This is a genomic window from Bdellovibrio sp. HCB337 (assembly GCF_047302465.1).
Lineage (GTDB): Bacteria > Bdellovibrionota > Bdellovibrionia > Bdellovibrionales > Bdellovibrionaceae > JACMRP01.
In genome coordinates, this window is record NZ_CP178621.1 from 1,794,577 (window position 1) to 1,821,427 (window position 26,851).

At 44.9% G+C, this 26,851-nt stretch carries 27 protein-coding genes; 12 read left to right on the plus strand and 15 right to left on the minus strand.

Features of this window, described 5'->3' with window-relative positions; genetic code table 11:
* Positions 1-11 precede the first annotated feature (11 nt).
* A complete protein-coding gene (locus ACLWBB_RS08705) occupies positions 12-464 on the minus strand; it encodes an NfeD family protein (protein ID WP_413291236.1) in 453 nt (150 codons plus the stop codon).
* Positions 465-477: 13 nt separating this feature from the next.
* Entirely contained in the window at positions 478-771 is a 294-nt protein-coding gene (locus tag ACLWBB_RS08710; protein WP_413291237.1) for a hypothetical protein, read from the minus strand.
* Positions 772-943: 172 nt separating this feature from the next.
* On the opposite strand from ACLWBB_RS08710, the gene ACLWBB_RS08715 reads away from it, so the two are divergent.
* Positions 944-1,933, plus strand: a complete 990-nt coding sequence (locus ACLWBB_RS08715) for an LLM class flavin-dependent oxidoreductase (protein ID WP_413291238.1) — start codon at positions 944-946, stop codon at positions 1,931-1,933.
* On the opposite strand, the gene ACLWBB_RS08720 is transcribed toward ACLWBB_RS08715, so the two are convergent.
* On the minus strand, positions 1,930-2,118 hold the full coding sequence (locus tag ACLWBB_RS08720) for a hypothetical protein (RefSeq protein ID WP_413291239.1): 189 nt from the start codon (positions 2,116-2,118) through the stop codon (positions 1,930-1,932). The genes ACLWBB_RS08715 and ACLWBB_RS08720 overlap by 4 nt on opposite strands.
* A 98-nt stretch (positions 2,119-2,216) precedes the next feature.
* Between ACLWBB_RS08720 and ACLWBB_RS08725 the strand changes: the two genes are divergently transcribed.
* Positions 2,217-3,332, plus strand: coding sequence for a hypothetical protein (locus ACLWBB_RS08725; RefSeq protein WP_413291240.1), 1,116 nt, complete (start codon positions 2,217-2,219; stop codon positions 3,330-3,332).
* Between the two features lie 110 nt (positions 3,333-3,442).
* Positions 3,443-4,774, plus strand: a complete 1,332-nt coding sequence (locus ACLWBB_RS08730) for an alkaline phosphatase D family protein (protein WP_413291241.1) — start codon at positions 3,443-3,445, stop codon at positions 4,772-4,774.
* Here the strand turns inward: ACLWBB_RS08730 and ACLWBB_RS08735 are convergent.
* Positions 4,771-5,826, minus strand: a complete 1,056-nt coding sequence (locus tag ACLWBB_RS08735; RefSeq protein WP_413291242.1) for a methyltransferase domain-containing protein — start codon at positions 5,824-5,826, stop codon at positions 4,771-4,773. The genes ACLWBB_RS08730 and ACLWBB_RS08735 overlap by 4 nt on opposite strands.
* A 100-nt stretch (positions 5,827-5,926) precedes the next feature.
* On the opposite strand from ACLWBB_RS08735, the gene ACLWBB_RS08740 reads away from it, so the two are divergent.
* Positions 5,927-6,349, plus strand: a complete 423-nt coding sequence (locus ACLWBB_RS08740) for an arsenate reductase ArsC (RefSeq protein ID WP_413291243.1) — start codon at positions 5,927-5,929, stop codon at positions 6,347-6,349.
* A gap of 92 nt (positions 6,350-6,441) precedes the next feature.
* Positions 6,442-7,968 (plus strand): hypothetical protein, encoded by a 1,527-nt coding sequence (locus ACLWBB_RS08745; RefSeq protein WP_413291244.1) that lies wholly within the window; start codon positions 6,442-6,444, stop codon positions 7,966-7,968.
* Here ACLWBB_RS08745 and ACLWBB_RS08750 read toward each other — a convergent pair.
* Positions 7,930-10,131: a hypothetical protein gene (locus ACLWBB_RS08750; protein ID WP_413291245.1), complete on the minus strand. Its 2,202-nt coding sequence runs from the start codon at positions 10,129-10,131 to the stop codon at positions 7,930-7,932. The two genes, ACLWBB_RS08745 and ACLWBB_RS08750, sit on opposite strands and share 39 nt — an antisense overlap.
* The gene (locus ACLWBB_RS08755; protein WP_413291246.1) at positions 10,128-11,210 is read right to left on the minus strand and encodes a metallophosphoesterase; all 1,083 of its coding nucleotides are present in this window, start codon (positions 11,208-11,210) and stop codon (positions 10,128-10,130) included. The genes ACLWBB_RS08750 and ACLWBB_RS08755 overlap by 4 nt, the downstream gene beginning before the upstream one ends.
* A 19-nt stretch (positions 11,211-11,229) precedes the next feature.
* On the opposite strand from ACLWBB_RS08755, the gene ACLWBB_RS08760 reads away from it, so the two are divergent.
* The gene (locus ACLWBB_RS08760; protein WP_413291247.1) at positions 11,230-12,294 is read left to right on the plus strand and encodes an NAD(P)-binding domain-containing protein; all 1,065 of its coding nucleotides are present in this window, start codon (positions 11,230-11,232) and stop codon (positions 12,292-12,294) included.
* On the opposite strand, the gene ACLWBB_RS08765 is transcribed toward ACLWBB_RS08760, so the two are convergent.
* From ACLWBB_RS08765 to ACLWBB_RS08795, 7 genes are all read right to left on the minus strand, one after another.
* Positions 12,238-13,197 carry a lysylphosphatidylglycerol synthase transmembrane domain-containing protein gene (locus ACLWBB_RS08765; RefSeq protein ID WP_413291248.1) on the minus strand — a complete coding sequence of 320 codons (960 nt, stop codon included), beginning with the start codon at positions 13,195-13,197 and terminating at the stop codon, positions 12,238-12,240. The two genes, ACLWBB_RS08760 and ACLWBB_RS08765, sit on opposite strands and share 57 nt — an antisense overlap.
* Positions 13,184-13,813 (minus strand): hypothetical protein, encoded by a 630-nt coding sequence (locus ACLWBB_RS08770; protein WP_413291249.1) that lies wholly within the window; start codon positions 13,811-13,813, stop codon positions 13,184-13,186. The genes ACLWBB_RS08765 and ACLWBB_RS08770 overlap by 14 nt, the downstream gene beginning before the upstream one ends.
* The gene (locus ACLWBB_RS08775; RefSeq protein WP_413291250.1) at positions 13,813-14,766 is read right to left on the minus strand and encodes a hypothetical protein; all 954 of its coding nucleotides are present in this window, start codon (positions 14,764-14,766) and stop codon (positions 13,813-13,815) included. Before ACLWBB_RS08775 ends, ACLWBB_RS08770 begins: the two co-directional genes overlap by 1 nt.
* A gap of 52 nt (positions 14,767-14,818) precedes the next feature.
* Positions 14,819-15,472, minus strand: coding sequence for a hypothetical protein (locus ACLWBB_RS08780; protein WP_413291251.1), 654 nt, complete (start codon positions 15,470-15,472; stop codon positions 14,819-14,821).
* Positions 15,472-16,533 (minus strand): arsenosugar biosynthesis radical SAM (seleno)protein ArsS, encoded by a 1,062-nt coding sequence (gene arsS / locus ACLWBB_RS08785; RefSeq protein ID WP_413291252.1) that lies wholly within the window; start codon positions 16,531-16,533, stop codon positions 15,472-15,474. Before arsS ends, ACLWBB_RS08780 begins: the two co-directional genes overlap by 1 nt.
* Positions 16,534-16,866, minus strand: a complete 333-nt coding sequence (locus ACLWBB_RS08790) for an arsenosugar biosynthesis-associated peroxidase-like protein (protein ID WP_413291253.1) — start codon at positions 16,864-16,866, stop codon at positions 16,534-16,536. It lies immediately after the preceding gene.
* A 138-nt stretch (positions 16,867-17,004) separates the two neighbouring features.
* Positions 17,005-17,484, minus strand: a complete 480-nt coding sequence (locus ACLWBB_RS08795) for a YbhB/YbcL family Raf kinase inhibitor-like protein (protein WP_413291254.1) — start codon at positions 17,482-17,484, stop codon at positions 17,005-17,007.
* A gap of 183 nt (positions 17,485-17,667) precedes the next feature.
* On the opposite strand from ACLWBB_RS08795, the gene ACLWBB_RS08800 reads away from it, so the two are divergent.
* The 4 genes from ACLWBB_RS08800 to ACLWBB_RS08815 are packed head-to-tail and all read left to right on the plus strand — an operon-like array spanning position 17,668 to position 22,637.
* On the plus strand, positions 17,668-18,888 hold the full coding sequence (locus ACLWBB_RS08800; RefSeq protein ID WP_413291255.1) for a transporter: 1,221 nt from the start codon (positions 17,668-17,670) through the stop codon (positions 18,886-18,888).
* Positions 18,889-18,899: 11 nt separating this feature from the next.
* Positions 18,900-21,473, plus strand: a complete 2,574-nt coding sequence (locus tag ACLWBB_RS08805; RefSeq protein WP_413291256.1) for a hypothetical protein — start codon at positions 18,900-18,902, stop codon at positions 21,471-21,473.
* Between the two features lie 59 nt (positions 21,474-21,532).
* The gene (locus tag ACLWBB_RS08810; RefSeq protein WP_413291257.1) at positions 21,533-22,057 is read left to right on the plus strand and encodes a peroxiredoxin; all 525 of its coding nucleotides are present in this window, start codon (positions 21,533-21,535) and stop codon (positions 22,055-22,057) included.
* A 4-nt stretch (positions 22,058-22,061) separates the two neighbouring features.
* Positions 22,062-22,637 (plus strand): dihydrofolate reductase family protein, encoded by a 576-nt coding sequence (locus tag ACLWBB_RS08815; RefSeq protein WP_413291258.1) that lies wholly within the window; start codon positions 22,062-22,064, stop codon positions 22,635-22,637.
* Here ACLWBB_RS08815 and thrS read toward each other — a convergent pair.
* Positions 22,627-23,931: a threonine--tRNA ligase gene (thrS, locus tag ACLWBB_RS08820; protein ID WP_413291259.1), complete on the minus strand. Its 1,305-nt coding sequence runs from the start codon at positions 23,929-23,931 to the stop codon at positions 22,627-22,629. The genes ACLWBB_RS08815 and thrS overlap by 11 nt on opposite strands.
* A 358-nt stretch (positions 23,932-24,289) precedes the next feature.
* On the opposite strand from thrS, the gene ACLWBB_RS08825 reads away from it, so the two are divergent.
* Positions 24,290-24,922 carry a hypothetical protein gene (locus ACLWBB_RS08825; RefSeq protein ID WP_413291260.1) on the plus strand — a complete coding sequence of 211 codons (633 nt, stop codon included), beginning with the start codon at positions 24,290-24,292 and terminating at the stop codon, positions 24,920-24,922.
* A 3-nt stretch (positions 24,923-24,925) separates the two neighbouring features.
* On the opposite strand, the gene ACLWBB_RS08830 is transcribed toward ACLWBB_RS08825, so the two are convergent.
* Positions 24,926-25,885: an HAD family hydrolase gene (locus tag ACLWBB_RS08830; protein WP_413291261.1), complete on the minus strand. Its 960-nt coding sequence runs from the start codon at positions 25,883-25,885 to the stop codon at positions 24,926-24,928.
* Between the two features lie 222 nt (positions 25,886-26,107).
* Between ACLWBB_RS08830 and ACLWBB_RS08835 the strand changes: the two genes are divergently transcribed.
* Positions 26,108-26,845: a hypothetical protein gene (locus ACLWBB_RS08835; RefSeq protein WP_413291262.1), complete on the plus strand. Its 738-nt coding sequence runs from the start codon at positions 26,108-26,110 to the stop codon at positions 26,843-26,845.
* Positions 26,846-26,851: the final 6 nt, after the last annotated feature.

Below are 26,851 nucleotides of genomic sequence, written 5' to 3' on the forward strand. Positions count from 1 at the left end.
AAATTAAATTATTATTCTTCATTCAGAGGTTGAACCCAGACCTTGTTGCCATCGATTTTCTTGATGGTAACTTTAGTTCCAGCGGGTAAAACCTTTTCGTTATAGCTTCGGGCCATCCACAGATCGCCATAGAGTTTCACATAACCGTGGCCACCCGGGGGAATCTCCTCAGTGACTGCTGCTTCTTGGCCGACCATGCCTTCTGCTGTGGTTTTCTTTTTCGGAGTATCCATGATGTGCTTCAGGTACTTTCTTGTTAAGAAGAAAGACAGAAATTGAAACACGCCAGCCACCGGCAGAATGATGTATAAGTTGCTCGTGGCTGCAGCGACTCCGGCGGTCAGGATAAATCCTATGCCGATCGGTAAAACTATAAAACCGGGGATGATGGCTTCGGCCAAAACCAAAATGGCTCCGGCGACCAAAAGCTGCATCCATAGTTCATTTTGAAAAGCTAAAATCATATTCACTCCGTCCTTACTCGAACTCAGATTTTAAAGATTTGATTTGTTCAAGGCGAACATTCAAAAGTTCTTTCAAAACTTGAGTCAGCAAAGGCTCAATATCTTTGTCCGTCGCCCCCGTGTTAGAAACGATTTTCTCGTAGAGATCGCGTGTTTTGCGATTCACCGAGAGGGTGATTTTTGTTTCGCTAAAATAATCCTCTAGCAGATCTCGAATCAGAGCGCTGACGTTGATTTGAGCCTTCGTCAGGCGCTCGTATTGATCTTCTGCGATGAGGACACTGATACGTTTTGCGTTGTCAGACATAAAACCTCTGCATGTATGGATACAATATGCATTAATATTATCAAGTATGCAATAGTATTATTTGATGCGTATCATAATTAAACTGTGATGGTTTTTCTGCCTTATGGCAGAGCGCCGACGTCTGGACAAATGTAACAAATACTGTTACATTAATGCTTTGCTGGAGATTCTTATGAAGAACACAAAGCTTTCTATTTTAGATTTGGCTCCCATCGCTCAGGGAAAAAGTATTGCAGATTCCTATAAGAACACTTTGGATTTGGCTCAGCATGCAGAGGCTTGGGGTTATCATCGCTACTGGCTGGCGGAGCACCATAACTTGGACGGCATTGCGAGTGCGGCGACCTCCGTTTTGATCGGTTATGTTGCGGGCGGCACTAAAACGATTCGTGTCGGTTCTGGTGGAGTGATGCTACCGAATCACGCGCCGTTGGTGATCGCCGAACAGTTTGGTACGCTTGAAACTTTGTATCCAGGGCGAATCGATTTGGGGCTTGGGAGAGCACCGGGCACGGACGGGTGGACAATGCGCGCTCTTCGTCGCGATATGAGTGGCAAAGAATTAGAAATGTCAGACCTTGTGCAAGAGTTGCAATATTATTTTGCGCCGGCACAACCGGGGCAAAAAGTGCGCGCCATTCCCGGGGCCGGCATCAAGGTGCCTTTGTGGCTTTTAGGATCGAGTCTTTATAGTGCGCAACTTGCAGCGGCTTTAGGTTTGCCATTTGCTTTTGCTGGGCATTTCGCGCCTGAGCTTTTGATGCAAGCTTTGGATAATTACCGCGTTGGTTTTAGACCGTCGGAGGTCTTACAGGAGCCTTACGCTATGCTGGGAGTGCAAGTCATCGCGGCCGACAGCGATGAGCGGGCACAGTTTTTAGCAACGACAAATTATCAGCGCTTTTTGGGAATCATTCGTAATCAGCGTGTAAGTATGGCGCCGCCAACTCATGATATGGATTCTCTATGGAGTCCTGCTGAAAAAGAAATGGTGCTTTCAAAACTTCGAATGTCAGTTGTCGGTGGACCTGAAAAAGTGAAAGCAGGTCTTGAAGAGTTAGTGGCGCAGACGGGCGTTCAAGAGCTTATGATTATGTCAGATGCCTATGAACATTCTGACCGCTTGCGATCCGTCGAGATTATTGCTCAGACAAAAATTTAAAGTTTGTCGCCGAAATTGTTTTTGGTTTCAGGCGAGCCCTCTTCGTGGCTTTTCTCTGCACTGCGAGCAACCTTGCCTGTGATCCCAACCCATTCTGGATAGAAGATAGCGATAAGTGCATAGATAATAATGCTTAAAACGCCAATCGCGATACCGCCAATAATGATGATAGTTCCCATATCCATAAAAGTGCTCCAGGTAGGCCCCTAGACTACAACAAGGGCTCTTTGGGTTCAATGTAAGACCGCCTCCGTCAGAGCGAAAAACGGCACTAGCTTAGCTTGTGAACATGTTAAAGGCCTTTAAAATCGCCTATTTATGGGCACGAAACGTGAAAGCTTTCCGGGGTATGTGGATATTCCGGGCTTTTTGCCATTTTGCTTTGTTTTTAGGACTCTTCGGAGCAGGGCCGAGTTTTGCCCAAAATCCACAAACCCAAAGCGAGTTTCAAGCTCTCCGTATTGACGGGATCGAGGACACTGTTCTTGATCACGTGACAGGATCCCAAGAGGAAGTGCGCTTTACTTATGACCCGCAAGCATTGGCAGACGCTCCGCCAGTAGAAACATCTATCGAAAAGCTTCAAGCGCTCAGTCAAGAAATGCGCTCCGAAAATTATCAAACGAATCTTGCTGAAAAAGTAGTGATTCCTGTTTCAACAGAAGATGCTGAAAACCTTGAGGCCTTGAAGTCTTTGAAGCCCGAGGAAGTAAATACCTTTATTGCTAAGAAAAGCTATTTCTTGCAGAAGGTTGCTGGTCTTTTTCAAACCCTGCGCGTGAAGGCTTCTGCCGTTAATAAAATGTTGAACCTTATGAATAAGCAGTTTTTTAAAAATGCTGGAGTGATTGCCAAAGCGAATGCGCGGGTGATTTCGATTCAACTAGGGGTGAGTGCTGGTGTTGGTTTTTCGGATTGGTTGATGACACAGCTTCGTAAAAGTCCTTACTTGGCGGATCTGCCAAGTCACACGGGTTTTTACTTCATGCTTTCTACGGGGATTTCTATTGTCAGAACTCAGAAGGATGGAAAGACCAAAATCAGTATCGAGCCGATTGTCGACTTCCGTCGCTCGACGCGGATTTTTACGCCGTTTGTGTCTGGGTCAGCGGGGTTGATCACAACTTACACTTTAGAGAATCGCGCCGAAGTTACGACTTTACAAAAAGCAAACTTCTATAAGATTTCAAGTCTGACTACGATCTCGGGGCTGCAGCAAGCTGGAGTTTCTGGCTCGTTTGTGGTGGCAGTTCCGCCGATGGGTGGAATAGCTTCGGGGATTGAAGGGGAAATCTATCGTCTGCGTTTGACCCCAAAGGCGCTATCTCAAATGGTAGAGTCCGTTCGTGGTTTTATTTCTAAAACCATCGGCAAAAAGTGTGAGAGTGTTTTTCCGTAATCTTGCCGGAACAGGACTTGCGGTTTCTCGGATCTAAAAGTCATCGTTACAAGACTAGACTAGTCTTCGCCTCAAGTGCTTTCAATATATAATTCTGAGAGCATTTATTTATGGCACAAAAAAAATCATCTTTGGCTCGTCGACAGTTTCTACGAGGCTTGGCTGCAACTCCGCTTTTGCTGAGTGCTGGCGCTGCTCAGGCCGAATCTGAATCAGAAATTATCCTTGAACTTCAAAGCAATCGCCGGGTGCCGATGTTGCAAGTTTGGGCAGATGAAACAAGTTCGCTTGTTACGGTTCTTGGCAATGTTGATTGGGGTTTTAACTGTGTAGGGGCAACATCTCCACAGGTGAGTATTGTTAAGGCGCAAAAACTACGCGGAACCGATTTGGTGCTGTATCGTTTGCATCTTGAGGGGCTCTCGATTTCTGACTACTGCCAACTCAATGTTTTCAATGAGCATCGTAAGCTTGTTGATACTCGTCAGATAAAGGGTCTTGATTTGGCGGCAACAGATCCGAAGATTGCTGTCGTGTCTTGCGCAAATTTCCGTAAGTTAAAAAATCAAAAGATCATGTACAAGCGATTACATGATCAGAACCCAGATTTGATGCTCTTTATTGGCGACATCGTCTATAGCAATTCAAAAACAAGCTCCGTATTGCTGACACCAGAAGATCCAAGTACGGCTCTCGAGCGTTATTTAACAACTTGGATTACTGTAGATTTGTACCAACTGGATCCTTTGATTCCGACTCTGGCGGTTTGGGATGATCATGATTATGGAGCTAACAACGGAGATCACTCTCATCCGTATAAATCAGAGATGAAAGAGATCTTCCGTTCGTTTTATCCGATGCCTGAGTCTCATCAAAGACTCAGTTATGGTCCTGGGGTGTCATTTCGCCTAACAGCTTTCGGAATTGATTTCCACATGATGGATGCTCGTACAAATAAAGTTCCAGAACGTACTCAGTGGGGATCTCAGCAAGAGGCTTGGTTGGCTAGAGAGTTCAACAACAGTACTAATCCAGCTTGGATTCTTAACGGGGTTCAGTACTTTAAGTATTTTGTTGTGATTGAATCGATGGAAAAGAGTGCGGAACCATCATTGACAATGTTAAAGAACTTGTTGAGGTCACGTAGGAAGCCGACTGTCTTGTTCTCTGGAGATGTTCATTGCTCACAGGTGCAAGAGTTGCCCGCATCCCTGTATGGTTTTAAGACTTACGAAATTACTTCAAGTGGCATTCACTGTGGCTCCGCGGGGAAACTTCTAAAGCGAAGTCCTGAAGAAGGGCAGTTGTACTATTGTGGTAGCGACAATTTCCTGATGGTTCGTCCAAGGGTCCAAGCTCGCGCTATGGACCTCAGAATCACCTGTGCAAATGAATTCGGGGTTGAGTCCGTTTCTAGCAGTCCTTTAAGAATCTCTGTTTAGCAGCACGCGCCAATATTAGCGTCGGCAGTGGCTGTGGTGCCTGGAGTAGGCCCACAGTCAAAAAGCCCATAGTGCGTGCTTGTATCACCAATCACTTTGAAATGTTTTGCAAAACGCGTTTGGTTCAGCATCGCAGCTGTGTTGCTGCAAACTGGAACTGGCATCCCTGTGCGGAAGAGGTGATGGTCATCTAGCATGAAAGCGTGGGGGAATTGCGGAACCGTGCCTTGGTAATAAGCCACTTGTCCGTAATCTTCGCAGCGGTCTTCAAGAGGTACTTTAAATGCACGAATTGTCATAGAGTAAAAATCTATCATGCCAGCTTTGGCTTCGATTTCTTCGTTGTTCAAAGTCAGTTTGGTCTTGCTCACAATACGATAATCAGGGCAGCCCAAATCAAAAAGCATACGACGGAAATCTTCGATGTAGAGCGCGCCTCCCAAGCATTCGCCGACAAGAACAGGATCTTTTTGTAGACGCTCTGGGATGCGGCGACTTGCAAATACATCCGAGAAGTACAATTCGCCACCTGGTTTTAAGACGCGCAAGATTTCAGAAAAGACGCGTTTTTTATTCGGAGATAAATTTAAAACGCAGTTTGAAACAACGAGGTCTACGGAGTTGTCAGCAATGCCGGCTTCTTTAAGGTCTTCGATATAACCTTGGCGGAACTCAACATTGGATTTGCTGTAACCAAATTTTTTCGTGTGATAATCCACATGGCGTTTGGCGACGGCAAGTTGTTCCTCGGTCATATCGACACCGATCACGTGTCCTTGGCTGCCGACAAGCTTTGAAAGAATATAGCAATCGCGTCCAGATCCAGAGCCCAAATCTAAGACTTTTTTACCTTCAAGGACTGTTGGAATCGGAGAGCCGCAGCCATAAAACTTACTGACAACTTCATCGTGAATTTCAGCAACGATTGGTTTTAGATAGTTCGGCATGGTCTCGGCGGTGCAGCAAGCGCTGGTTTTAAGATCTTCGTTCGTTTTCAGAACTTTGCCGTAGTATTCTTTCACCGCGCTAATATTTTCAAATTGAGAGTCCATCGATCTCCTCCAAAATTGTGTTGCATTTGCTATTTGAACAGGGGAGCCTTTTGTCAGGCAACCAAAAACCGGCGTTTTATGCAGGGGAGCGCAGACTCTGATGGCGAAAAAAATTCTCTTTATGTGTGTGGCAAACTCTGCCCGAAGCCAGATGGCCGAGGGGCTTGCTCGAGATATTCTGGGAGCTGATTTTGAAGTAGTCAGTGCCGGATCAAAACCCACCAAAGTGAATCCTATTGGTATTCAGGCAATGCAAGAGGTCGGAATAGATATCTCGAAGCATTCTTCGAAAACGACTGAGCAAATCCCAAACACCTTCATGCATGATTTAGACTTCGTCGTTACTCTATGCGCCGAAGAGGTTTGTCCCGTTTTGCCGGGGACCAAGGCGCAAAAACTGCATTGGCCCTTCATGGATCCGGCCAACGCGAGCTTAAGTGAGTCGGAACAGTTATTGAATTTTAGAAAGGTCCGCGACCAAATTTCGAAACGTTTACAAGAGTGGAAGCAGGACCTTGGTTGAGTTTAAGCGGGGCCCCTAGATCGGAAAAGGCCTTGCAGGATAAAATTAAAGGGATGTTTTAATATAAATAGAACGGAAGGATTGTCGTCACTATGTTTGCTAAGTTTGCAACAACAGCAATGCTAGGTCTTTTTTTAACAACACCTGTCGTGTTTGCTAAAGGCAAAACAGAAGGAGCAACGGCTTATAAACCGATGGATGCAGCTCCTGCGGATAATTTTGAAGCGCCAACGACTGAACATCTCGATAAAGTAGCGAGCTGGAGAATTAAAGGCTCTGCAAGCCGTAATATCTCTTCGGCATCCGGAAGTATGAGCTCTGAGTATCAAGCTTTGGTTCAACGTGTGAACACGATGAAAACCGCTCAAGAACTTGATACTTATCTTGAGACTCTCGAGAAAGACCTTAAAGCTTCAAAAGAAAAGCCTGCTGACTACGTATACGTCGCAACTCTTTTGACTTCGCTACGTCCACTTCGCAGTATCGCCTGGAGATCCATGGGACTTGCGGGGCAGTCTGTAGCAACTCAGCAAAAGATCATGGACACTTTGCGCTCTGCTTACACAAAATCGACGGTACTTCCTGTTGAGAACTGGGATCTCTTTGTAGACTTCGTGTCTCAGCCACTTCCTGGTGCGACTCAAAAGTTCACTCAAGAATCTGAATTGCAAAAGTATATTGCAACTGAGGTTTATAACGGTGTTGCCGCTTCCTACAATCGCTTAAGCACCGTGGACTTTGGTAAAATCCCAGGCAACAGCATCGTGTGGGATCAGCAACTGAATTTTGGATCAACTTCGTTCCCAGATCAGTTGGATCGTTACCGTGAAATCACTCCTGTAGAGCACGCCTTGTTGCTTGCGCGTATGAACAAGCTTATGTACAGAATAGCAACATTCAGTGCCTACAGTGCAAAAGACGCGATCAAAATCGAAAGAGAAATCAAACTTCGTTACGGTGTAGAAGCGGGCGCTAGTTGGTTGCATCTTGTGAAGTCAGATGGTCTGACTCGTCAGGAAAAGGTGAATATCATTCAACAGAAAAAGTATGCTCAGTCGCAAACTTTGAATGCGGCTGGCAAGATGTGGATGGGTCGCGCTTATCAACATCTTAAAGGCTACGTGGACTATTACGAAACGGCTTACAAGCTCAGTAAAAATTCATCGCGCTCTCAAGCTAGCTTCGTTGATGTTGAGTTTGTAAAACTTCATGATCGTGAGCTTTCTTTGATGGTTAAAAACATGAAAGCTTTGGTTTACGGTGACAATCGTGAGACCGGCGAATCTGTAGTTCAAAGCTCTATCACTGGAGAAACGGCTCGTGTGAATGTGAAGAACTTCTTCGCGAATCCACCTCAAGATTTGAAAACTCTATTGCCAACAAGCTTTGACCAAGGCCCTAAAGAGATAAAAGCCGAAGTAGATGGTAAGAATTTGTCTTATCCAAATCTACGCAACGGGCAGGCGCAAGCTTGGTCGACACAAGCTTATTCAAATCTATTCCCAGAATTGAAGAACGATTCTCAAGGAACTAAAGTTTTGCAGAAAGCAAAAGTGATCTCTGGTGTTCGCGGTGGCGACTCAGTTCTTGGGCAGTTTATTCACCCGTTTGTTAAGTAAGATCTCGAGGACTAAAACGTCCCCAATCAAAATGGCCACAAATCCTGTGGCCGTCAGAGCCCCCATCATCCGTACTGGCTGAAAGGGGGCCAATAAGAAAATCAAACTCACTAACGACATTAGGACAAAACAACTGGCGGCTCCGCCCTTCAGTTGTCCTATTCCTTGTAGGGTTGATTTTTTATCGGCAAAGAGGAATTGAATCACATTGTCTCCGGCAAGGCCGACGAGGACTGTGATCACGATGCACGTCACAAAGTTAATGGATATCCCGAAGGTTTTAATGACTGCAAACAGAGTCAGAGGAGCCCACAAAGAGGCTAAAATCATCGGAAGGATCTCGTGAGTTCGTTTCAGGAAATAAGCCAAGAAAAAGAGAATGCTGCCGATAAGAACGAGGCTTAACATCGAGCTTTCGATGAAGGTTTCTGCAACCACTTGAGTGAATTGAGATTTCGTATAAAGACTACCGACAAGATGACACTCTTCTGGTGAGCATACTTTTTTTAGTGTTTCATTCAGCTTTTCAAAGGATTTTGTAGAGCCGTCCTTTAAATAGAAAGAGATGCGTTCGCTGCCATCAAGGCCGTAGAACGAACTCACGATCTCTGAGCTTTCCGCCAAACGGTTTGCAAGTGGCAGAAAATCTTCTGGCAACGCTCGCGTTATAAAGTGCTTTGTTTTTTCGGCGCGATCAAAGTTGCTGATAAGACCGGTTGCTTGAAGGGTAGAAAGAACTTGATCCCATTTTTCTTTCGGAAAGTTTTCTTGAACCTGTAATTCGATACGGCCCTTCCAGCCACGAGTTTCCTGCAAGTAATTCAGGCCTTGAGTGAAAGGATGATTCTTTTTGAAAACCTCTTCGAGACTATCCTCAACCTGAATTGGGGGTGATAGAACGACAGCTAAAGGAATGACTATAAAAGAGAGTTTGCATAGTGGCGCGAGAAGTTTGGTCAGAACCCCTTCAGTTTTAGAGAGAATCTTCCCTGAACTTTTGAAAATAGACTTATCCATATTGACCCACGTGCGTTTCTTCCAAAAAAGCGCCAGGGCCAGAGGTGTAATATAGAATATAATAAACCACTCAAGCATACAGCCAATCGCAGTCCAGAGTCCCATGCGTTGAATGATGCCTAAGTCCGAAACGACTAGCGAACCAAAGCCAATAAAGGTCGTCAATGAAGTCCAGAAGCTTGGTACCAACAAATGTCTAAGGCTTTTTCGCCAATGATAGCCATCTTTGAGCTGCACAAAAGAAACAAAAACAAAATCTTCCAGAGCAGAGATCGCCAACAAAGGAACGAGAGTGTCTGAGAGCAAATCCGTAGGAGAGCCGATGAGGGCTTTAAATCCATAAATAAAGATCAACGAGAAAAGAAGCCCCGTCATATAAATTGTGCCGCTTAGCCATGTTCCCAGTATTAGGCGCAGGCCCGCGACGATGCCAAAAAGAACTGCTAAATAGATCCAAGCCGTGTCACCACGAGCTTTTGCAACCCACAATTGATAATCAGCTCCACCCAAAGGCAGAATATCAATGGATTTGATCTTGTTTAAGCTTGTTTGGAATTGATTCCAGACATTTTGTGTTTGTGAGGTCGGGAAGGCTTTGGCTTCGGGACTTTGATAGGAAATCAAGACAGCAAGGTCGTTTCTTTTCTTTGCAAAAAGTGATGTTTCCCAATCTATCACATCAAGTTCTTGAAATTCTGCGAGCATTTCTGAGGACGACCTTGTTGGAGTGTCGCAGTTTAAATTCACCAGAACAGGGAAGCGTAAGCGTGTTTCAGAATCCAGATAAGCTTGGCGAAGGTCGAATGCGCTTTGTACGCTCTTAACAAGTTCCGACGATCGGGGAATTTGCTGGATGTTTTGTTGAATATCGCAAAGCTCTGCTTCAGAGAAAAAATCACGTGGTGGTTTTGGGGCCACAATAAAAAAAGAACTTTGGCTTTCGCGGAAGTTTCTTTTAAATTCGCGCCATTCATTCAGAGAGCTGATTTTATCTTCTTGTAGCTCGTCTGTTGAATAAAAGCTTTTTAGATTTGGGATTTGAAATGCAAGGAACAAGTGAATAAGGACAAAGCCTAAGACAAAACTCTTGCGGTGTCGAAGGCCCGTCCGAAGGAAGCGAAGATAGTAGTACTTAAACCCCTTCATACGAGTTCAATCCTACAAACTTCAGGTGGGTTCAGCCAGCGATTCGGAGGCCCCCAAAAACCGGTTCCGCTATGGACATAAAGTGAGCTGTCGTTGTCTTGAAATAGTCCAAAGGGATACTTCATGACTTTACGAATGATAAAAGCCCACGGAAAAGCTTGTCCACCATGTCCATGCCCCGAAAGCTGCAAGGCCACAGGAATATTTTTGTAAATATCCCAGGTCTCTGGACGATGAGAGAGCAACAAGCAAGGGGCTTTGAGGGTAGAAAGTTGTTCTCTGAATTCTGCTTCTTGAGGGTTTTTAAAAAGACTGTCATCGATACCCGCAATGGCAAGTTGAGAATTATTCCATGAGTAGAATTTTGTTTCAGAGCGTAAGACCGTGACTCCCATGGATTGCAGTTCTTGAATCCACAGGTTGGCGTCGTAGTAGTATTCATGATTTCCAGTCACAAAATAAACCGTTTTTATGGCAGTCAATTTCTTGAGTGGTTCAATGCAGTCTTTGTAGGCATTGTAGGGGCCATCCATAAGATCGCCTGTGAGGCATACAAACTCGGCAGGCGTGTTTGCAATCTGTTGTACCAAATGTTCCACAAACCCAGCTCCTAAAAAAGGTCCTAGGTGCAAATCGGAAATATGCACGAAGGAAAGTCCCTTAAGAGATTGAAATCGTGACGGGAGCGGAATTTGAATTTGGCGAAGGACCGGAGTTTGGACCGCCCATGCCTGATAAAGAGTCATGCCAATGCTGACAGCGAAAGCTAAAAGTCCCATGTTTGAGGAAATCTCGAAGAAGAGGTCAGCAATTGCTAAGATGATCAAGCAAGGGATGTAAAAGCTAAAAAAACTAAAGCATAAAAGACTGAACTGAATTAAGGGGCGAAGAATCGGGGCCTGATGAATTTTTCGTTTGCTTAAGCGCATAGCAAAAGCAAAAACCATTAATGCATCCGTAAAAAGCAATATCGTCACAGGTAGCGATAAAGGTTTGACGAGGTAAGTCTCAACGAGCAAATGCGCTAGAATCGCTAATGGAATATAGATAAGATTTACCAGTTTCAAAACAGCGAACATAATGCCATTATTACACTGAATGACAGCACCAACAAGCAAACATACTTACGACATTATAATCATCGGCGCAGGACCTGCGGGCCTCTGTCTGGGGCAACATTTAAAAGAAAATGGTGTAAAGTCGTTTTGTATTCTGGAAAAGGGCCCGGCACCGGGGGATTCTTGGAGTGCCATGCCAGAATGGCTTCGTCTTATCAGTTATTGGCAGGATAATTATCTACGTCCTCAAGATGAAAAACGTTTTGCGCCTTATCATCAGGCCAGTGCCACAGAGTTCTCTCAATATCTTAGAGAACTATCTAACGGTTTAGAGATTCATACACATTCGACGGTTTCGAGTTTGCAAAAAGAAGGTGATTTATTTTCTTTAGGGACGACCTATGGAGAGTTAAAGGCTAAGGCAGTTGTTCTCTGTGTCGGGTATTATTCCGAGCCAGTGGGGCTTGATGCTGAGGTGTTACGGGAGGCTACGATTCCTGTTCATCACTTTGCTGATATGAGGGGTGTGCGTTTTGAAGCGCACAAGAAATACTTAGTTGTCGGGAAAGCTTTGTCGGCAGGTCAGGTGATTGAGCAAATTCACGATGTTTTAGGGCGATTTGATATTTCTTGCCGTAGTGAAATTAAGTTCGGCCTTGGGCCTCTGATGCAAAAATTCTTTTTACGCCATTTAGAGCGAATCGAAAACTTGATTAGAAAAATAAGCCGAAACAAGAGCTCTAAAGTTCCGATGGACGGAACCCTGAAGGCTATCATCAAGAACGCCAAAGCTGAAGTTCGTCCTCCGGTCAGTAAGGTACAGGGAAAAACTGTGTACTTCAAAGATGGAACTCACTCTGACTATGAAGGGATTGTACTTGCGACGGGGTTTAGATATGCGGGTACAAAACTTCTAAGGGGTTTTTATCGTGAAGACTCGATCATTTCCGTCGAGCTCACCCAGCTTGTAAAAGGATTCGAGGCGCCCTTGGTTCCGCATCTTTATTTTTTAGGTGTCGACAATCAGGTGGACTTTACCAGTCGTTTCTTAAGGGGCATCCGAAGAGATGCGCGAGTTCTTGCCCAGCTTCTGAAAACTCAGTAAGTCTTTTCCGAAAAGGGTCGCATAAAAATAAGTGCCCGTCGGAATCAAGAATGTAAAATAAGACAATCGTTCGACAACGGCGACAAGCATAGCAACCTCGAGGTTGATATTAAAACTTTGAGCCATAAATGCCGTCGAGAATTCCTTAATTCCAATATTGCCAGGCAGAATTGGTACCAGTGAAATCAACAGAACAACAAGACTAATTTCGTAAGTATCTAAAATCGAAATCGGATACTGCAATACTTGGAATGCCAGATAAAGCTTCAGTGGATAAAGAGCTTTGACCAGAAGTAGGTTGCCAGCGATGGTAAAGAATTCTTTTCGTGTCGAGAAATACAAACGAGGTTGAGCTGGAATGCTTTTTGGCAAAAATCTATTGATGAAAGACGGGAAAACCAAATAGGTGGTGGTCAGAAGAAAGATAACGCTCAAAATGCCGGTTAATATCGCTTTATTCAACAGGGCGCTTTTGGAAAATAAAACAAAATAGCAAACGCCGAAACCGCTTAAGGTTGAAAGTGCTAAAGCAGCCACGGCAATATTCAACTGTGCAAAGTCATGAAACGAAAGGCGCTTTTTTTCATTTAAGTAAAGCAGGCGAATCGAATTTCCTGTTTTTGCCGGTAAAATCAAGTTCAGCAAGTTAGTCACGACTGTCAGGCCATACCACTCCGAAAACGTAAGAGTAACACCATGCTTTGCGAGCGGGAAGTTGTAGGCATTTCCCAAAAAATAGTAATTGGCAGCATGAACGACCAAAAGAAGAACTGCTGGCAGCACCGAGAAATTTTTAATCAAGGACAGGCTTTGCCCGTCCCGAATTACGAAATAAATGACGGCGCCGAAAAGAACGACGCTGATGAGAAGCTTGAAATAGTGAAAAAGCTTACTTCTGTTCACGGACTAAGAGCTCCTTAGTGCCGGTAGGATTTGGATGGAAGAGGTTCCAAACAGCCAAGTAAAAGTCGCTGATCCAGTAGCCGTAATAAAATTTGGATTCAAAATATTGAATGCCTTTTACAAAAGCGTCGGGCGTTTTGTCTTTCAAAAGATGAAAGCGGGCCTTTAGGTTTTTCTTTTCAAAGTGGCCTTTATTATCCAACATTGCCTGGATCATGCGTGACGGGCGGTAGCGAATTCGGCGACTATCGTCCAACTCTAGCCCCAACCCTTCATTCAACAACATTAGAACGGCCATGTGACAAGATGGAAATCGGTTCGGTTTTTGCGCTAACAAAAGATCGTAAAACTGATCAATAGTCTCTTTTGAAAACCCCGAAATGTGAACAAAAGCACCTGCGCGAATGGTCTCACGGCGGCGAGGAATAATGCGCGTCGGATTAAAACTAAACTGGGGATGAAATTCGATATCTTTACAGATGATAAAAGAGTGGTAGTTGGTCGGAGAAAATCCTGCAACAATGTCGGTTTCAAAGTTGATCTTGTCGCCAAACTTCCAAAACGTAGCGTTTTTTTCGCCGACGAAGACTTCAGGAAAAAGCTCCACGACTTCCATTAGCGATTCCTTGGGTTGAAGTTCGCAACTTTCTCGATCAAGCGGTCAAAAATATTTGGAAGTGATGCTGGGTTGAAGCGGTAGCCTTTGACGATTTTTCTTAAATCGACAAAAAACAAATTCCCTTTTTCACCACGAGCAACCACGCGCTGATCTGTGAAGCGTGCCAGGAATTTTTCTGGTGGCAGAGTATAGTTGCGAGGTCCTTCATATTTAGGCTCTAAAAAGTATTTGCGCTGAATTGGAGGGCGGCAGACTGTGTCGCGGCCTTTTTGACTGTAAAACTTGTACGTATCGTTTTTCCAGAAACCAGTAATCGTGTTCACACTGGCATAAGGTGCCGGGTTGCCCCAGCCAATTCTTTGCTTGTTGCCATTGCTGTTAGAGAAATAGGGGAACATGGTTCTTAAGAAGCACACGAACTCTAAGTACTCTTCGCGGTTGTAGTCTTTGTTTCTGAAGACAGTGATGGGCTCGCGTTTTTCCGTCCAGATAAATCGCAAGAAGTCTCTCTTAAAGCGCCAGTCTGTAAAGTGAGAAATCGCATCTTCAAAATCATCAAAAATCAAAAAGCCGCCGTTGTACTGAAGACCTCCGTGAATGTAATTAATTGCAGGAGGCATGCGGAAAGGTCGTCCCTGTGGATGTTCTTTCGTAGCAACAGAGTTGAAAAACATTTTTCTCATGTAATCGCCGACGGCAATGATGACGTCGTCATCTGTTTTGTCTGCCTCGTAAACTTTTTTACGAGGGCTGCGAAAGACGACATTTTCAGTCCAGATCGGCGCATTCGTCAGTGGATTAATTCCCTGTGCAATGGGGTGGTCTTCATTTACCAGTCCCCCGCGCATTGGGCGAAGCCAAACGATGAAAAATACGTTGAGGATTCCCCAGGTATTGTGGAGGGTCAGAAGGAGCCAAATCGGAAGAATTGAAAGATAATATACGACCATATAATCATGGTCCGTAGAATGAAAAACCTAGTCAATGGAAACTTACGTTCTTTTACTTTTTGTATTCCGAATTTAGCTGCAGGCCTTTTTCGTAGAACTTGTTCATGGTGTCGTAAGGAACCCCTAAATAAAAGCCCCATTTTAGTAGTTGATTCAGCAGAGCCTGGCGATAGATCCCATTTTTCTCAAAACGCACGGCTGAGGTCACTGAAGGATAGGGAGCAACCATAGGGCGTTGATGTTTACGAAGGTTATAGCACAAAAGAGTGTCTTCAAAAACAGGGATCGGTGGAATCTCGTCGGTGTACAAGTCACGGTGAAAGAAAATGCAATGGTCTAGGTAAAGAACGCTAATTGTCCTGCTACGAACATGGTTAGAGTACCAAGAGGTAAAACGAAGAAGCCAGTGGTCTTTGTCAAAGCGATGCGTGAATCCACCCCATATTCGGCGCTGGCTGTTTTTCAAAAGAAATTGAATACCCTCAGGCGAAATACGGCTGCGTGGATGGTGAAATAACACCATCTCTCCTTGAGCCTTTTCAAAGCCCATTTGCAAGCGCTCCGCTCTGGTGGGCGCGTCTTCGTGACCCACGCAGATAATCTCAACGCCCTCAAAACTGAGTAAAAAGGAAAGAGTCTCTTGAAGAGGAGCCCCTTCTTTTTTGACTGTCGACGGAATAACAATACTCAGAAGAATCTCTGACATCAGGCCGTGGCCCCGCCGCAACTAGAGCCTGATCCCGCTGTGCAGCCATAGCAGTGCTGGTTTACAACGATGCTTCGGTCTTGCAATGCAGATTCATTATAGTCGCGAATGTGATTACGCTGAGAGTTTGCAACTTTGAGATCCAACATCTGGTTGAAGTCGCAGTCGTAAAGATGCCCATCCCAGCTGACGGAAAGCGTATTTTTGCACATCACGCCAAGCACCGCCTGCGGATTGAAGGCTTGCACGAGTTTCTCCATATAACCTTCATAGTTTTCACTCTGAATGAGAAATTCTAAGAAGCGAGAGATCGGCATGTTTGTGATCGTGAACAAGTTGTTGAACTCGATATCAAATAGCTTTTTCAATTCAATTTTAAAATCACGCTCTAGCGAAGCCTGCGCTGCTGGCAGGAACGCGCCGCTCGGGTTGTAGACCAAATCCAATTGGTAAGGACTGCCTTCTTTGCCATAGCCGACGGCATTGAGTTTTTTCAGAGCCGTGATGGAATCTTGAAAAACTCCGTCGCCGCGTTGTCTGTCGGTTTTGGTTTTATCGTAGTAAGGCAATGACGAAGCAATGTGGACATTGTGCTTTTTGTAAAACTCGGGCAGATCCGCGTATTTTTGATTTGCCATAATGATGGTCAAATTACAGCGAACAATAATTTTCTTTCCTAAGCCAGAGAGCGCTTCGACAAATTCACGGAAGTGAGGATGCATTTCGGGTGCGCCCCCCGTGATATCCACAGTATGGGCGCTTGAATTTTTAATGGCATTTAAGACTTGATCCATCACGTCTTTAGGCATGATCTCTTTACGATCAGGACCTGCATCGACATGGCAGTGTTTGCAGGTTTGATTGCACATCTTCCCAAGATTCACTTGGAAAATTTCAAGACGGGCAGGTCGTAGTGGAAACTGCTTAGCTGCTTTGAGCTTCTCGTTGAACTTGGGCAACTCTTGAATAGCGGGACTAAATGTATTCAGTTGCTCCAGTTGAACCTGGGGCAAAGCCAAAGGGTTTTGACGTAATTTGAGGCTTCCGTGATTCTTTTCCAACTACATTTCCATTTTTTTGGCTTTATTCATCATTTGCACACCATGAACGAGACTTGCTCCTCCGCGAATAGCGGCGGCTACATGAACGGCTTCCATCATTTGGTTTTGGTTGGAGCCTTTTTCCAAACTGTCCGTGGTGTAAGCATCAATGCAATAAGGACATTGAACGGCGTGGGCGACAGCCAAAGCAATCAAAGACTTTTCTCGTGCGGTTAAAGCACCTTCTTTAAAAACATCGCCGTAGTAGTCAAAAAACTTCTTTGCGAGCTCCGGTGCGTTTTCTCCGATTTGGGGAAATTTTGCCAAGTCTTTGTCATCGTAATAAGTCGCCATTTTTCCTCCTGAAATTAGCCTCAAGAATAATTAAATGAAGATATTACGAACTTGTAAAGTGCTAATGAGAGAGCGACGCACTCATGAATGCATTGAGTGCGTAGTAAATATCGTTCCGTTTTTGGGGTCAAAATGGGTTCAATGCTTTTTCTCGTAGGTGGCCACCAGTTCGGCTTGACTCAGGATATGGCCATGCATCGCTTTTTCTAAATCCACTTTGGTGGTAATTCCGCGTTCAGGCAGCAGCGTATCCAAAGCATAAATTTTATGATGATAGTGGTGGCGACCAACGGGAGGGCAGGGACCTCTGTAACCAGAAACCTTCCAGTCGTTATGGCCTTCGTGAATTTCTTGCGGCAGATCGTGGGCATTTGCCGCAAGAGACGTGACATTCGCAGGGATATTGTAGATCACCCAGTGAACCCAGGTCATTTTTGGGGCGGCTGGATCTGGAGCATCTGGATCATCGACGACAATCGCAAAACTCTTGGTGCCCTTAGGGGCACCATTCCACTTGAGTGGCGGTGAAATGTCCTTGCCTTCGCAGGTGTATTGACTGGGAATTTCTGTATTGGGTTTGAAAGCCGGAGAGCTTAAAACGAACTCACTGATGACCATGAGACCTCCTCTTGCTCGCCATTATAAAAAAGCCGTCTTACGAAACTAGTTGTATGTTGGCAGCGTCGATTGTGTTCTGCGTCTAAAAATGACCTTTTTGCTCTGTGAAATCGGATTCTTTTCTTGGCTCGTTGGGGCCTATCGGGTAAGCCTAATAAACGCGAAAATCAGAGGGGAAAATTCGTGACGAGAATCAGTGCGGTGATCTTGGCATTCTATTGTTTCTTGGGGGCTCAAAGTGCATCAGCACTTTTGACCACGAGCACGCTTCCCGAAGGCATCAACAGTCCGTCATTCCGTTTTGGTCAAATCGACAAAGTCAGCGAAAGATACACTCAAGATGGAACTCTTATGCGTTTGGGAGATATCAAATCGATCGTTTTCGATTCAGCAACCCTCACGCGTATGAACCCCGACGCGAAAAAACTCATCGCGGCTTTAAATAGCTTTGGCAAACACAAACTCGGGGATGATTTTAATTTCGGAGTTTTGCGTATTCACACGCTGCCGCAGGTTCGTTACTTTGCGCCGGTGTATGCGCGTGGCATGACTTCGAAGTGGACTTTAGCTTTGGGGCTTCCGGTTGTTTCTTATAAAAATAAGATCTCTATTTCACAGGATTATTCAAATCTTGAGTACTACCGAGAGCAGTTTTCAGGTTTAAGTCCTGAGCTTGATGAGGCTTTGAATTTAGATCTCGAAAAGGCCACCAACGAGACTTTGCAAACGAAAGGCTACAAAGCCATCGCCGATCGTGATGAAAGTTTTTTGGGCGACGTGCAGGTTGCAAGCATTTACAAATTCTTTGAAACTCCAAATCAGTCTTTGATTTATCAAGCCATGATAAGTCTGCCGACGGGGCCAGGTTATGACCCTGACGATCTTGCAGCGTTAAATATTTTTGGCAGAACTAGTTTAACGAGCACCGTGGCGTACTCGCAGTCCCTGAGTTCTCGATGGTCTGTGGTGCCTTATGCCAGCTACATGCTTTATCGCGAAGACTCCGTGGTGGCGCGTGTGCCTCTGGATGAAGATGATAGTCTGCCGGATATCGCTAGCAAACAGTCGGTTCGTCGCCAAATCGGCAGCGCGAATATTTTAGGAAGCAACGCTTTTTATGAAATCAACGATCGCTGGATTGCGGGCGTTGGTTACGAGCGATTGCATAAAGACGGGGATCGCTATAGTGGTGATCGTGGGTCGCGCTATGACCTGCTTTCTAAAAACACTCAGGCTAAAGCCAATCGTATGAAAGCGGAAGTAACCTATAGCTCGGTTAAGTCTTACCTTAATAAAGCCTCTTTGATTCCAATGATGGTGTCACTAGAGATCTCTGATGTCGTAGCAGGCGTGAATGTAGAGCGCCAGCTTTCTCAAGAACTGAATTTGATGTTGTTTTTCTAGGAGGAGATAATATGAAAGCGAATTTATACATTCTTATTTCCATACTCCTCGTAGTAACTTCGTGTGCGCCGAAACTAACAGAGCGTGCATTTGCTCCTGCAAAAACGAACTTTAGTCCCAAAGGCGAGGACGTGAACCTGAATCTGCGTTTACGCGAATTCGGCGAAGCGCCTCCAGAGCTTTCATGGCAAGAATCGGTTTCAAGTGCCGCTTACTTTGATCAAGCTGAAAATATGATGGCCCTCGGGGAAAATCAAAATCTGCCAGCGCTTAAATCTAAAGGTCTTTCCTGGATCCGACATTTCTATTCTCAACCCGAGTTTACTCGCTGGGGAGAATTGGCGACAGGTCCGTTTATTCGTCTAGCGGCTTCTCAAACTGAAAAAGAAGTGCAGATTACTCTGAACGACGTGCTTCTTGAAATGGAAGACGCTCGACCAATAATGCTTTCTCATGTTCTTGCACTAGGCGAAAAGATGGCGCCGGGCATCCAAATAGGTTTGCCGGGTTTGCTTGAGCAAGCTGATAAGTTTACTCAGTTGGTGTTGTTAGATATCCCGAAGATGGGTTTACCAACGATCATCGCTGAGGGCTTTGCAAGTGAGCTTGTGAAAACTACTAAGCCGCTTTTTGCCGATGCTCATGTTTTGATACAGGATTATGCGAAAGTTCAGACGTTGTCTGAGGCAATATCGGTCATAGATCGTGCAATTCTTAAGTTTCAGATCACATTAGAGCCTGCCACGACCAAAAGTCTTTACCTAGGCAGAAAATTGGCTCGCCAAATTGAAACGATGAAAGATGGCCAAGATGGGCTTTCTGTATTGATCGCAGTTTGGGAAATGTTGACTCCCCAAGAGCGGGAAGAAAAACTCAAACCCGCGAACTATGAGCTTTATGCATTTCTTGAGAATCAAAGCGCCAGAGAACTCGAGTGTCTAAAAAAACGCGGCTGCCTTGGTGGTCCTGTTGACGGAGTGGTGAAAAAACTTTTCGTCATGCCGAAGATCGAAAAATACGGCGTGGCAAATCTTAAAAAGCAAATTACGGATGAAACACTAGCATATGTTCACTCTGAGATTGAGGCGATGGCCAAAGATTTCGTTGCAAACATTCCAAAGACATTTGCTGATAATATCGAGACTGCATGGCTTGCGAAAGCGATGCGTATGGTTGCAGTTCGTGATGATCTACAAGCATATGTGACTCGAGTTGGGGAAGTTTGGGCTAAAAAAATTCTGCCGCAATCTGAAGGAAGGGTCCCCGGATTTGAAATCAACCGTGTACAGGTAAATGCATCTCGCAAACAAGCGTTGTCTTTAAAGGCTGACACCAAAAATGAAGAGTTAGATGGTGAAGTCGCTGGCAGTGCTTTAGCTGCAAGCTCGCATTTATTAGAGAATCCCGAATCTCGGTCAGAGGCTGATTTAAGGACTGCTTTTTCGCAAGTAAATAAGCTTGTGGCCTTTGCAGGCTATCGTGATACGCGTAACAAGCTGGTTCCTGCGTTGCTAGCCCCCGTGGCACATCAGATAAAGCTTTTGGACATTATGGATTTTGAAGCGGCGAAAGACGCCAATTTTTCATTCCGTCTTCCGAATAAAATGCCATTGGCGGATGCGTTTCACGCAGCGCCTGAGAGTGAATATCAACGAAGCTTTTCGGCCTCAGCATTGTCTGCGCAAGTTCGTGGCCTTAGTCGCTTGCTTCGCTGGACAGCGGATTGGCGTCGTAGCAGTTTTGAAACGGTCTTAGGAGGCATAAAGGCTCAGGATTTGACCCAAGACGCGGAATCGCCATCGTTGCAGCAGCCATTATTCCCGAAAGACATGATTTTTGCTCTGAATGTAGGAGCTGTTTCGGTCTTGCTTCAGGATATTCAGAAAAAATCTAGTCCGGTATTTATGCTGACAATAGAGGGAAATGCTCTGAGTGCCTATGAATACACTCAAGGCACGGCCGAGACCGCGGTGATGGCCGGAGTCGTCGATCTTGAGAATGGAAAACCTACTCAGATCATCCAAACACGTGAGGTTGCGCGTTTGATTTTAGCATTGGCTGAATTTATTCAGGCAATGGATGGCGTAGAGCAGACGAAATCTTCGGTGTTGTTGACTAAGAATATTCACGGGACTTTGCCTCTGGAGGCCGTGATCTCTGGCAAAAAAGAATTGCGTCGTTTGATTGTAGCTTTGGGAAATTTCTTGTCGACAAAAATGCTGACGCCTCAGTCTTTGCTTTTATCCGCAGACTCGTTGACGGGCAAACGACCGACGGGCAATTCGCTTCTTCGTGTTGAGACTCAGGCGTATGGTATTCAGGCTCTTGTGAAAGCTCACGAAATTTCCGGAATCGATTCCTATCTATGGAGTGCTCAGGAAATTTATTATGCTATGAATAAGACTCTTTTCAGTGTCAAAGAAGAGTTCTATGTCAATAGTGATGGTTCAAGACTCAGTTTTCCAGAAAAACTCACCACACTGCGTGCTCTGAGCGAGTTGAAGTCGTCTTTGCCTCCTGAGAGCCAAACGCAACTGCAAAAAGTAATGAACCCTTGGGTTCATGCACTACTTGCCATCAAATAGTTGTCTTTTGTAAGGACCCGCGCCAAGATCTTTTCATAGACCTATTGAAAGGATAACTTATGAAATATGGAGCATTCATTGTTTCTTTGTTAGGGGGCTTTCTTATAACGGAGAACGTGCACGCAGCCGAGCTGAAAGCAAATGATCCAGCGCCATTGTTTGTGGCAAAAACCCACGACGGAAAAGACTTCGATTTGAAATCTAGAAAAGGTCAGTGGACGGTCCTTTATTTCTATCCAAAAGCGGGAACTCCGGGATGTACAAAGCAAGCTTGTGCATTTCGTGACAATATCGAAAAAATTCGCGCTCAAGGAGCCGATGTTTTTGGTGTCAGTGCCGATACGGTTCAAGAGCAGGCGGAATTTCATAAAACCCATCATTTAAATTTCACACTTCTTGCGGATCCAGAAGACAAAATCATCAATATGTATGGCTCGAAGATGCCAATGATGAAAATGTCTAAGCGTTGGACTTTTGTGATTGATCCAGAGTTAAAAATCAGAACCATCAACAAAGATGTCGATCCCGTGGTGGACTCTGAAAAGATCGCCGAGCAGATTTCTCAGTTAAAGGCCAAGAAGTAAATTCATGAGAAAAATAGCAGTTTTCAATAACGAAAGCGTTGATGGCTATTTCTCGGGACCTGAAGGGGATTTGACTTGGGCCTATCAAGGCAGTGACGATGCTGAGTTTAATGCGTTTATTGCAAATAATGCGAGTCGTGGGAATGGCGGAGCTCTTTTGTTTGGCCGTGTGACTTTTGAGATGATGGCAAGTTACTGGCCGACACCGATGGCTCAAGAGCAAAACCCGGTTGTTGCTAAAGGCATGAATAGCATGACGAAGTATGTGGTCTCGCACACGCTTGAAAAGGCTACTTGGGAAAACAGCAAAATCCTTAAAGGCGATTTGGTGACAGAGGTTCGAAAACTCAAGCAAGAGTCCGGTCCTGATATTGCGATTTTAGGCAGTGGCAGTATTGTGGCACCTTTAGTGCAAGCTGGATTAATAGATGAAATTCAAATCGTTTTAAATCCCGTGGTTTTGGGTAAAGGGCGCACAATGTTTACCGGTCTTGACGAGAGCTTGGTGTTGAAATTAATCGAAGCAAAGACCTTCCGCAATGGAAAGGTCTTCCTTCGTTATCAACCTGCTACGGCATAGCACTGACTCCTTTCAAGAATTTCTCTAAATCCTGTAGAGCGACCTTGTGTTCTTTTCCGTCTCTCATTTGCAGGCGCACTTCTTGGGCTTCTAATTCTTTTGCTCCAAGCACGATTTTCGAAAAAGGTCGTAGCTTATGGGCAAATAGAATTCTTTTTGAAAGGCTTCCCGAATTGTGATCCACCAGGACACGAATATCTTGCGCGCGGAGTTTTTGCGCTAATGCTTGTGCATGGCTATGTTGCTCTTCATTCAGAGGAATCAGATATACTTGAACAGGACTAAGCCATCCTGGGAGTTGCCCTTGATAGTATTCAAGAAGCAAAGCCACGAATCTTTCGTGGCTGCCCAGCGGTGCCCGGTGAATAATCCAAGGCCTTTGATTTTGGCCCGAGTTTGAAACATAGTTCAGATCAAACTTATCCGCCGAATTAAAATCTAACTGAACACTCGCAATGGACTCTTCGTCGCCAGATCCCATTTTCATTTGCACATCGATCTTAGGGCCATAAAAGGCGGCTTCGCCCTCGGCCTCAAAGAATGGAAGGCCTTTTTGCAAAAGACATTGGCGCAGAATCTCTTCGCTTTCTTGCCAAAGCTCCGATGCGCCATCGAAGTCTTTCATCCTTTGTGGGTCATGCTTGGAAAGTCGGTATCGATAGCCTTTCAAGTTCAAGGCTGCATAACATTCCTCATGCAGATCAAGAACTTTACTAATTTCAGAGAAAGCCTCTTTAGGGTCGACATAGATATGAGCATCATTTTGACAAAGACCTCGCACTCGACTGAGTCCCTTGAGTGCTCCGCTATTCTCATAACGGTAGACCTGTCCATATTCGGCAATTCGCAAAGGAAGTTGGCGGTAGCTGCGCAGGCTTGATGAAAAGACCTTGTGGTGATGGGGGCAATTCATGGGTTTTAAGTAGTAGTGGCTATTGTCTTCGGGCCACCTCATGGGCGGGAACATGTTTTCTTGAAAGGCTCGCAGATGTCCCGAGGCCTCATAAAGACTGGCTTTCGCCACATGCGGACTCGCTACTCTTTGATAACCGTCTCGTTGTTCTAGTTTTTTAATATAGGCCTCAAGGGCGTCGCGAATGGCCACACCATTTGGCAGCCACACTGGAAGGCCCGCGCCGATTTCTTCATTTAGGAAATAGATCTCCATTTCATCGGCAAGCTGCCGATGATCTAATTGATTAGACATAAAATTCTCCATAGCAAAACCACGCAAAGCTTTGCTTGCGGGTTTGTGATTTATAAAAGTGTTTAAAAAAAAGACGTTCGGTCCCAAGGCTGGGACAAAAAGATAGTGACCCCTACGGGGTGGTGATCATTTGCTTGGAGATAAGGTGAAAAGACTTTGCCAACAACATGCTTCAGATAATATCGGAAGTGGTGCTTCACGCACAAATTAGATTTTTTTATGAGCGCTCTAAGATTTCGTGTCTTTAATTAAGACAGAAATTGAATCATATCGTAACTGAGGACTGCGTCCTTTCTCGAGACGAGAAATACTCTAATGAGAATCAGTGTTTAGCTACTAATCGTTTTTTGAATCTTCGCCAGTCAGACCTTGCGAAACACCTCTATGTTTGTTTTAAGCTGGCCCGGTCCTTGCTGAGTATTCTGTTATAAGCCGGGGGGCAAGTATGATGGGTTCACGCTACATTAAAATCTCGATCTTATCCGCTTTCTCAATCATTACTATCTTAGGTTTTCAAAACTGTGCTCCAGCAAAATTCTCTGATGCTTCAGGAGTTGCTGGTGTTTCGTTCAGTGCTGGTGGTGACGACTCTTTAGAGAGTGAAAACGGCAGCATGCCAGAAGAAGTAGAACAGCGTGATCCTTCAGACGACGGTTTAGCGGCTGTAATGCCTAAAGAAGGTGATGATCAGAGCGTTCCTAAAAAGAAAGACTGTGATGTCGCTAAGGAATCTAAAGGTAAAGAGATGCCTCAGCAGCCTGAAGAGTCTTCTGATGAATCTGAAGAAAACTTGGTTGAATGCGATATGGGTCGACCAAATACAAAGGTCATCCTCAATGCGATGTTGAAGGCAAGTCACTCAAATGCATCTGCGACTCGCGTTTGTATGAGTGAAAATGCTTGCTTGAAAGTCATCAATGCATTTGCAGCAAAACGTGATTGCAGTCTTTCAAAGCCAGTTTCTGGAGACTCGGGTGAACAATGTACTCAAATCTTCCCTGGTAGCAAAGGCACTTGCAAAAACGCCGCTAAGATTTCAGATGCTGAAGTTGCAGAGATTCTTAAAAAGATGGAATAGTCCTTAGTGAAAAGGATAGACTCTTTTCCAGTCCTTTTTCATATCTACTAAAATCCAACGGGCCCGAGATGCAGCATCGAGGGCCCGATTTAATTTTCCCACGTGAGAACCTCGATCATAAGACCATTCGCGTTCGGCATCTGTATGGTGAAGCAGAAGGCCCAGGTGTGGACGATCCTGTGAAGTAACCCACTCAAGCATTTCATAGTCACCATCTGAATTGCCAAAGGCGAGTAGCGGGCGGCGGCCAATGAATTTATGAATACTTGCGGGCTTGCCAGGGCCCTCGTCAAAATTATCTACTTCAGCTAACTTGATCAGTTCGGGCTTCCCATCGTGAAATTCGTATCTGGTTTTGCCCGTGGTGCCGATGACTTGCTCAGGCGGAATGCCATAGAGCTTTTCGGTCACTGAGCGCATGAAATCCGCGCCGCCGGCCGAGGCAATAAAGATCTTAAACCCATTGATCCTTAAAAAATTGATAAGCTCTAACATGGGCTGATAGATGAGTTCTGTATAAGGCCGCTTTAGTTGCGGATGTTGCGCCCTTTGAAACCACAATCTGGCACTTTTATCGAAGTCTTCAGTGCTCATTCCCGCGTGAGTTACAGCTAGAAGTGCAGCCGCCGAGGATTTACCATCTGCAAGTGCTGCTTTGATGTCTCCTTTGATAACAGATTTAAAAGGTTCTTTATCGTGCCATTCTGGATGTTGAGGAGCCATAGCAATAATTTGATCAATAACAAATGCAAGTTGCATGTAGAGAGGCTTTTCCGCCCAAAGTGTGCCATCGTTATCAAATACGGCAATACGTTCAGGGATGGGGACGAACTCAGGACTGTCGTGCAAAGAAACTCTGGCGACGAAATCGATAAGGGCTCTTTTGCTGGCACCTGGATTCCAAGAGGGCAGTATGACAGTTTCGGAAACTTTCTCGGTTTGTGAGTGGGATTCTAGCTCCATTTAGGACCTCTCGTCGAAAAATATTTTCAATAATCCTGCCTATTTGCTTTTTTGACGGGAAGAGGAATTTGGACTCTCTGTTGAAACTCAAATGTGTTTTAAGTTTCTTGAAGTAATTCTCGAGTGTGGTCAAAATATTTGAAGTCGCTCTAATGTATTGCTATTTCGCAGTTTTAATTGGGAGCTCTTGACCGTCTACAAACTCTTGGTGATCGTGCGGTCATGAAAAAAGCAAGTTTGGTACTTTCTATTTTTGCGGGAGTTCTTGCAGGTTTCTTTGTTAAGGCGGAAACAGCAAGTCCTTCTGCGATTTATTATCAGCAGCGCTATCCTTTGAAAAATGTTAACGATAAGCTCGTCGACAATCACGGGAATGGTTACGAGAATCTTTACGGAGTCCGCAATTTTCGTGCGGTTTTAAACGGAGTTGTTTATCGCGGAGGAGCGAACAATGATTATAACAAGTACGGAAAGCGTGACAATAACAATCCCCTTCCAAGGGTCGGACTTGAAAACCTCTGTGAAGAAGGTTTTGAAACCGCAGTCTACCTCTATTCTAAAAACTATGAAAAAGCTCCGAAAACGGTCGCCTGTAAAAATATTTTCGATCAAACGCAAAAGCTAGATTATGTACAAAAATCGCCGCATCTTTATGATAAAGACGTGCGGGCGATTCTCAGCATTATCCATCAACGCCTTCAAGACGAGACAGATAAAAGACCGATTTATTTGCATTGCTGGAATGGTTGGCATGCTTCGGGATTGATTTCTGCGATGGTGTTAAGACAGTTCTGTGATTATAGCTCTGATCAAGCAGTCAAGTACTGGGATCGCAATACGGACGGGGTTAATAAGAAGGTTCGACATGATCGCTTTCGTCAAAAGGTAAGGGCTTTTAAGCCAGACCCGAACATGAAAATTGACGACGACGTAAAAGCACGGGTCTGCCCACGGTCATAACTCTTG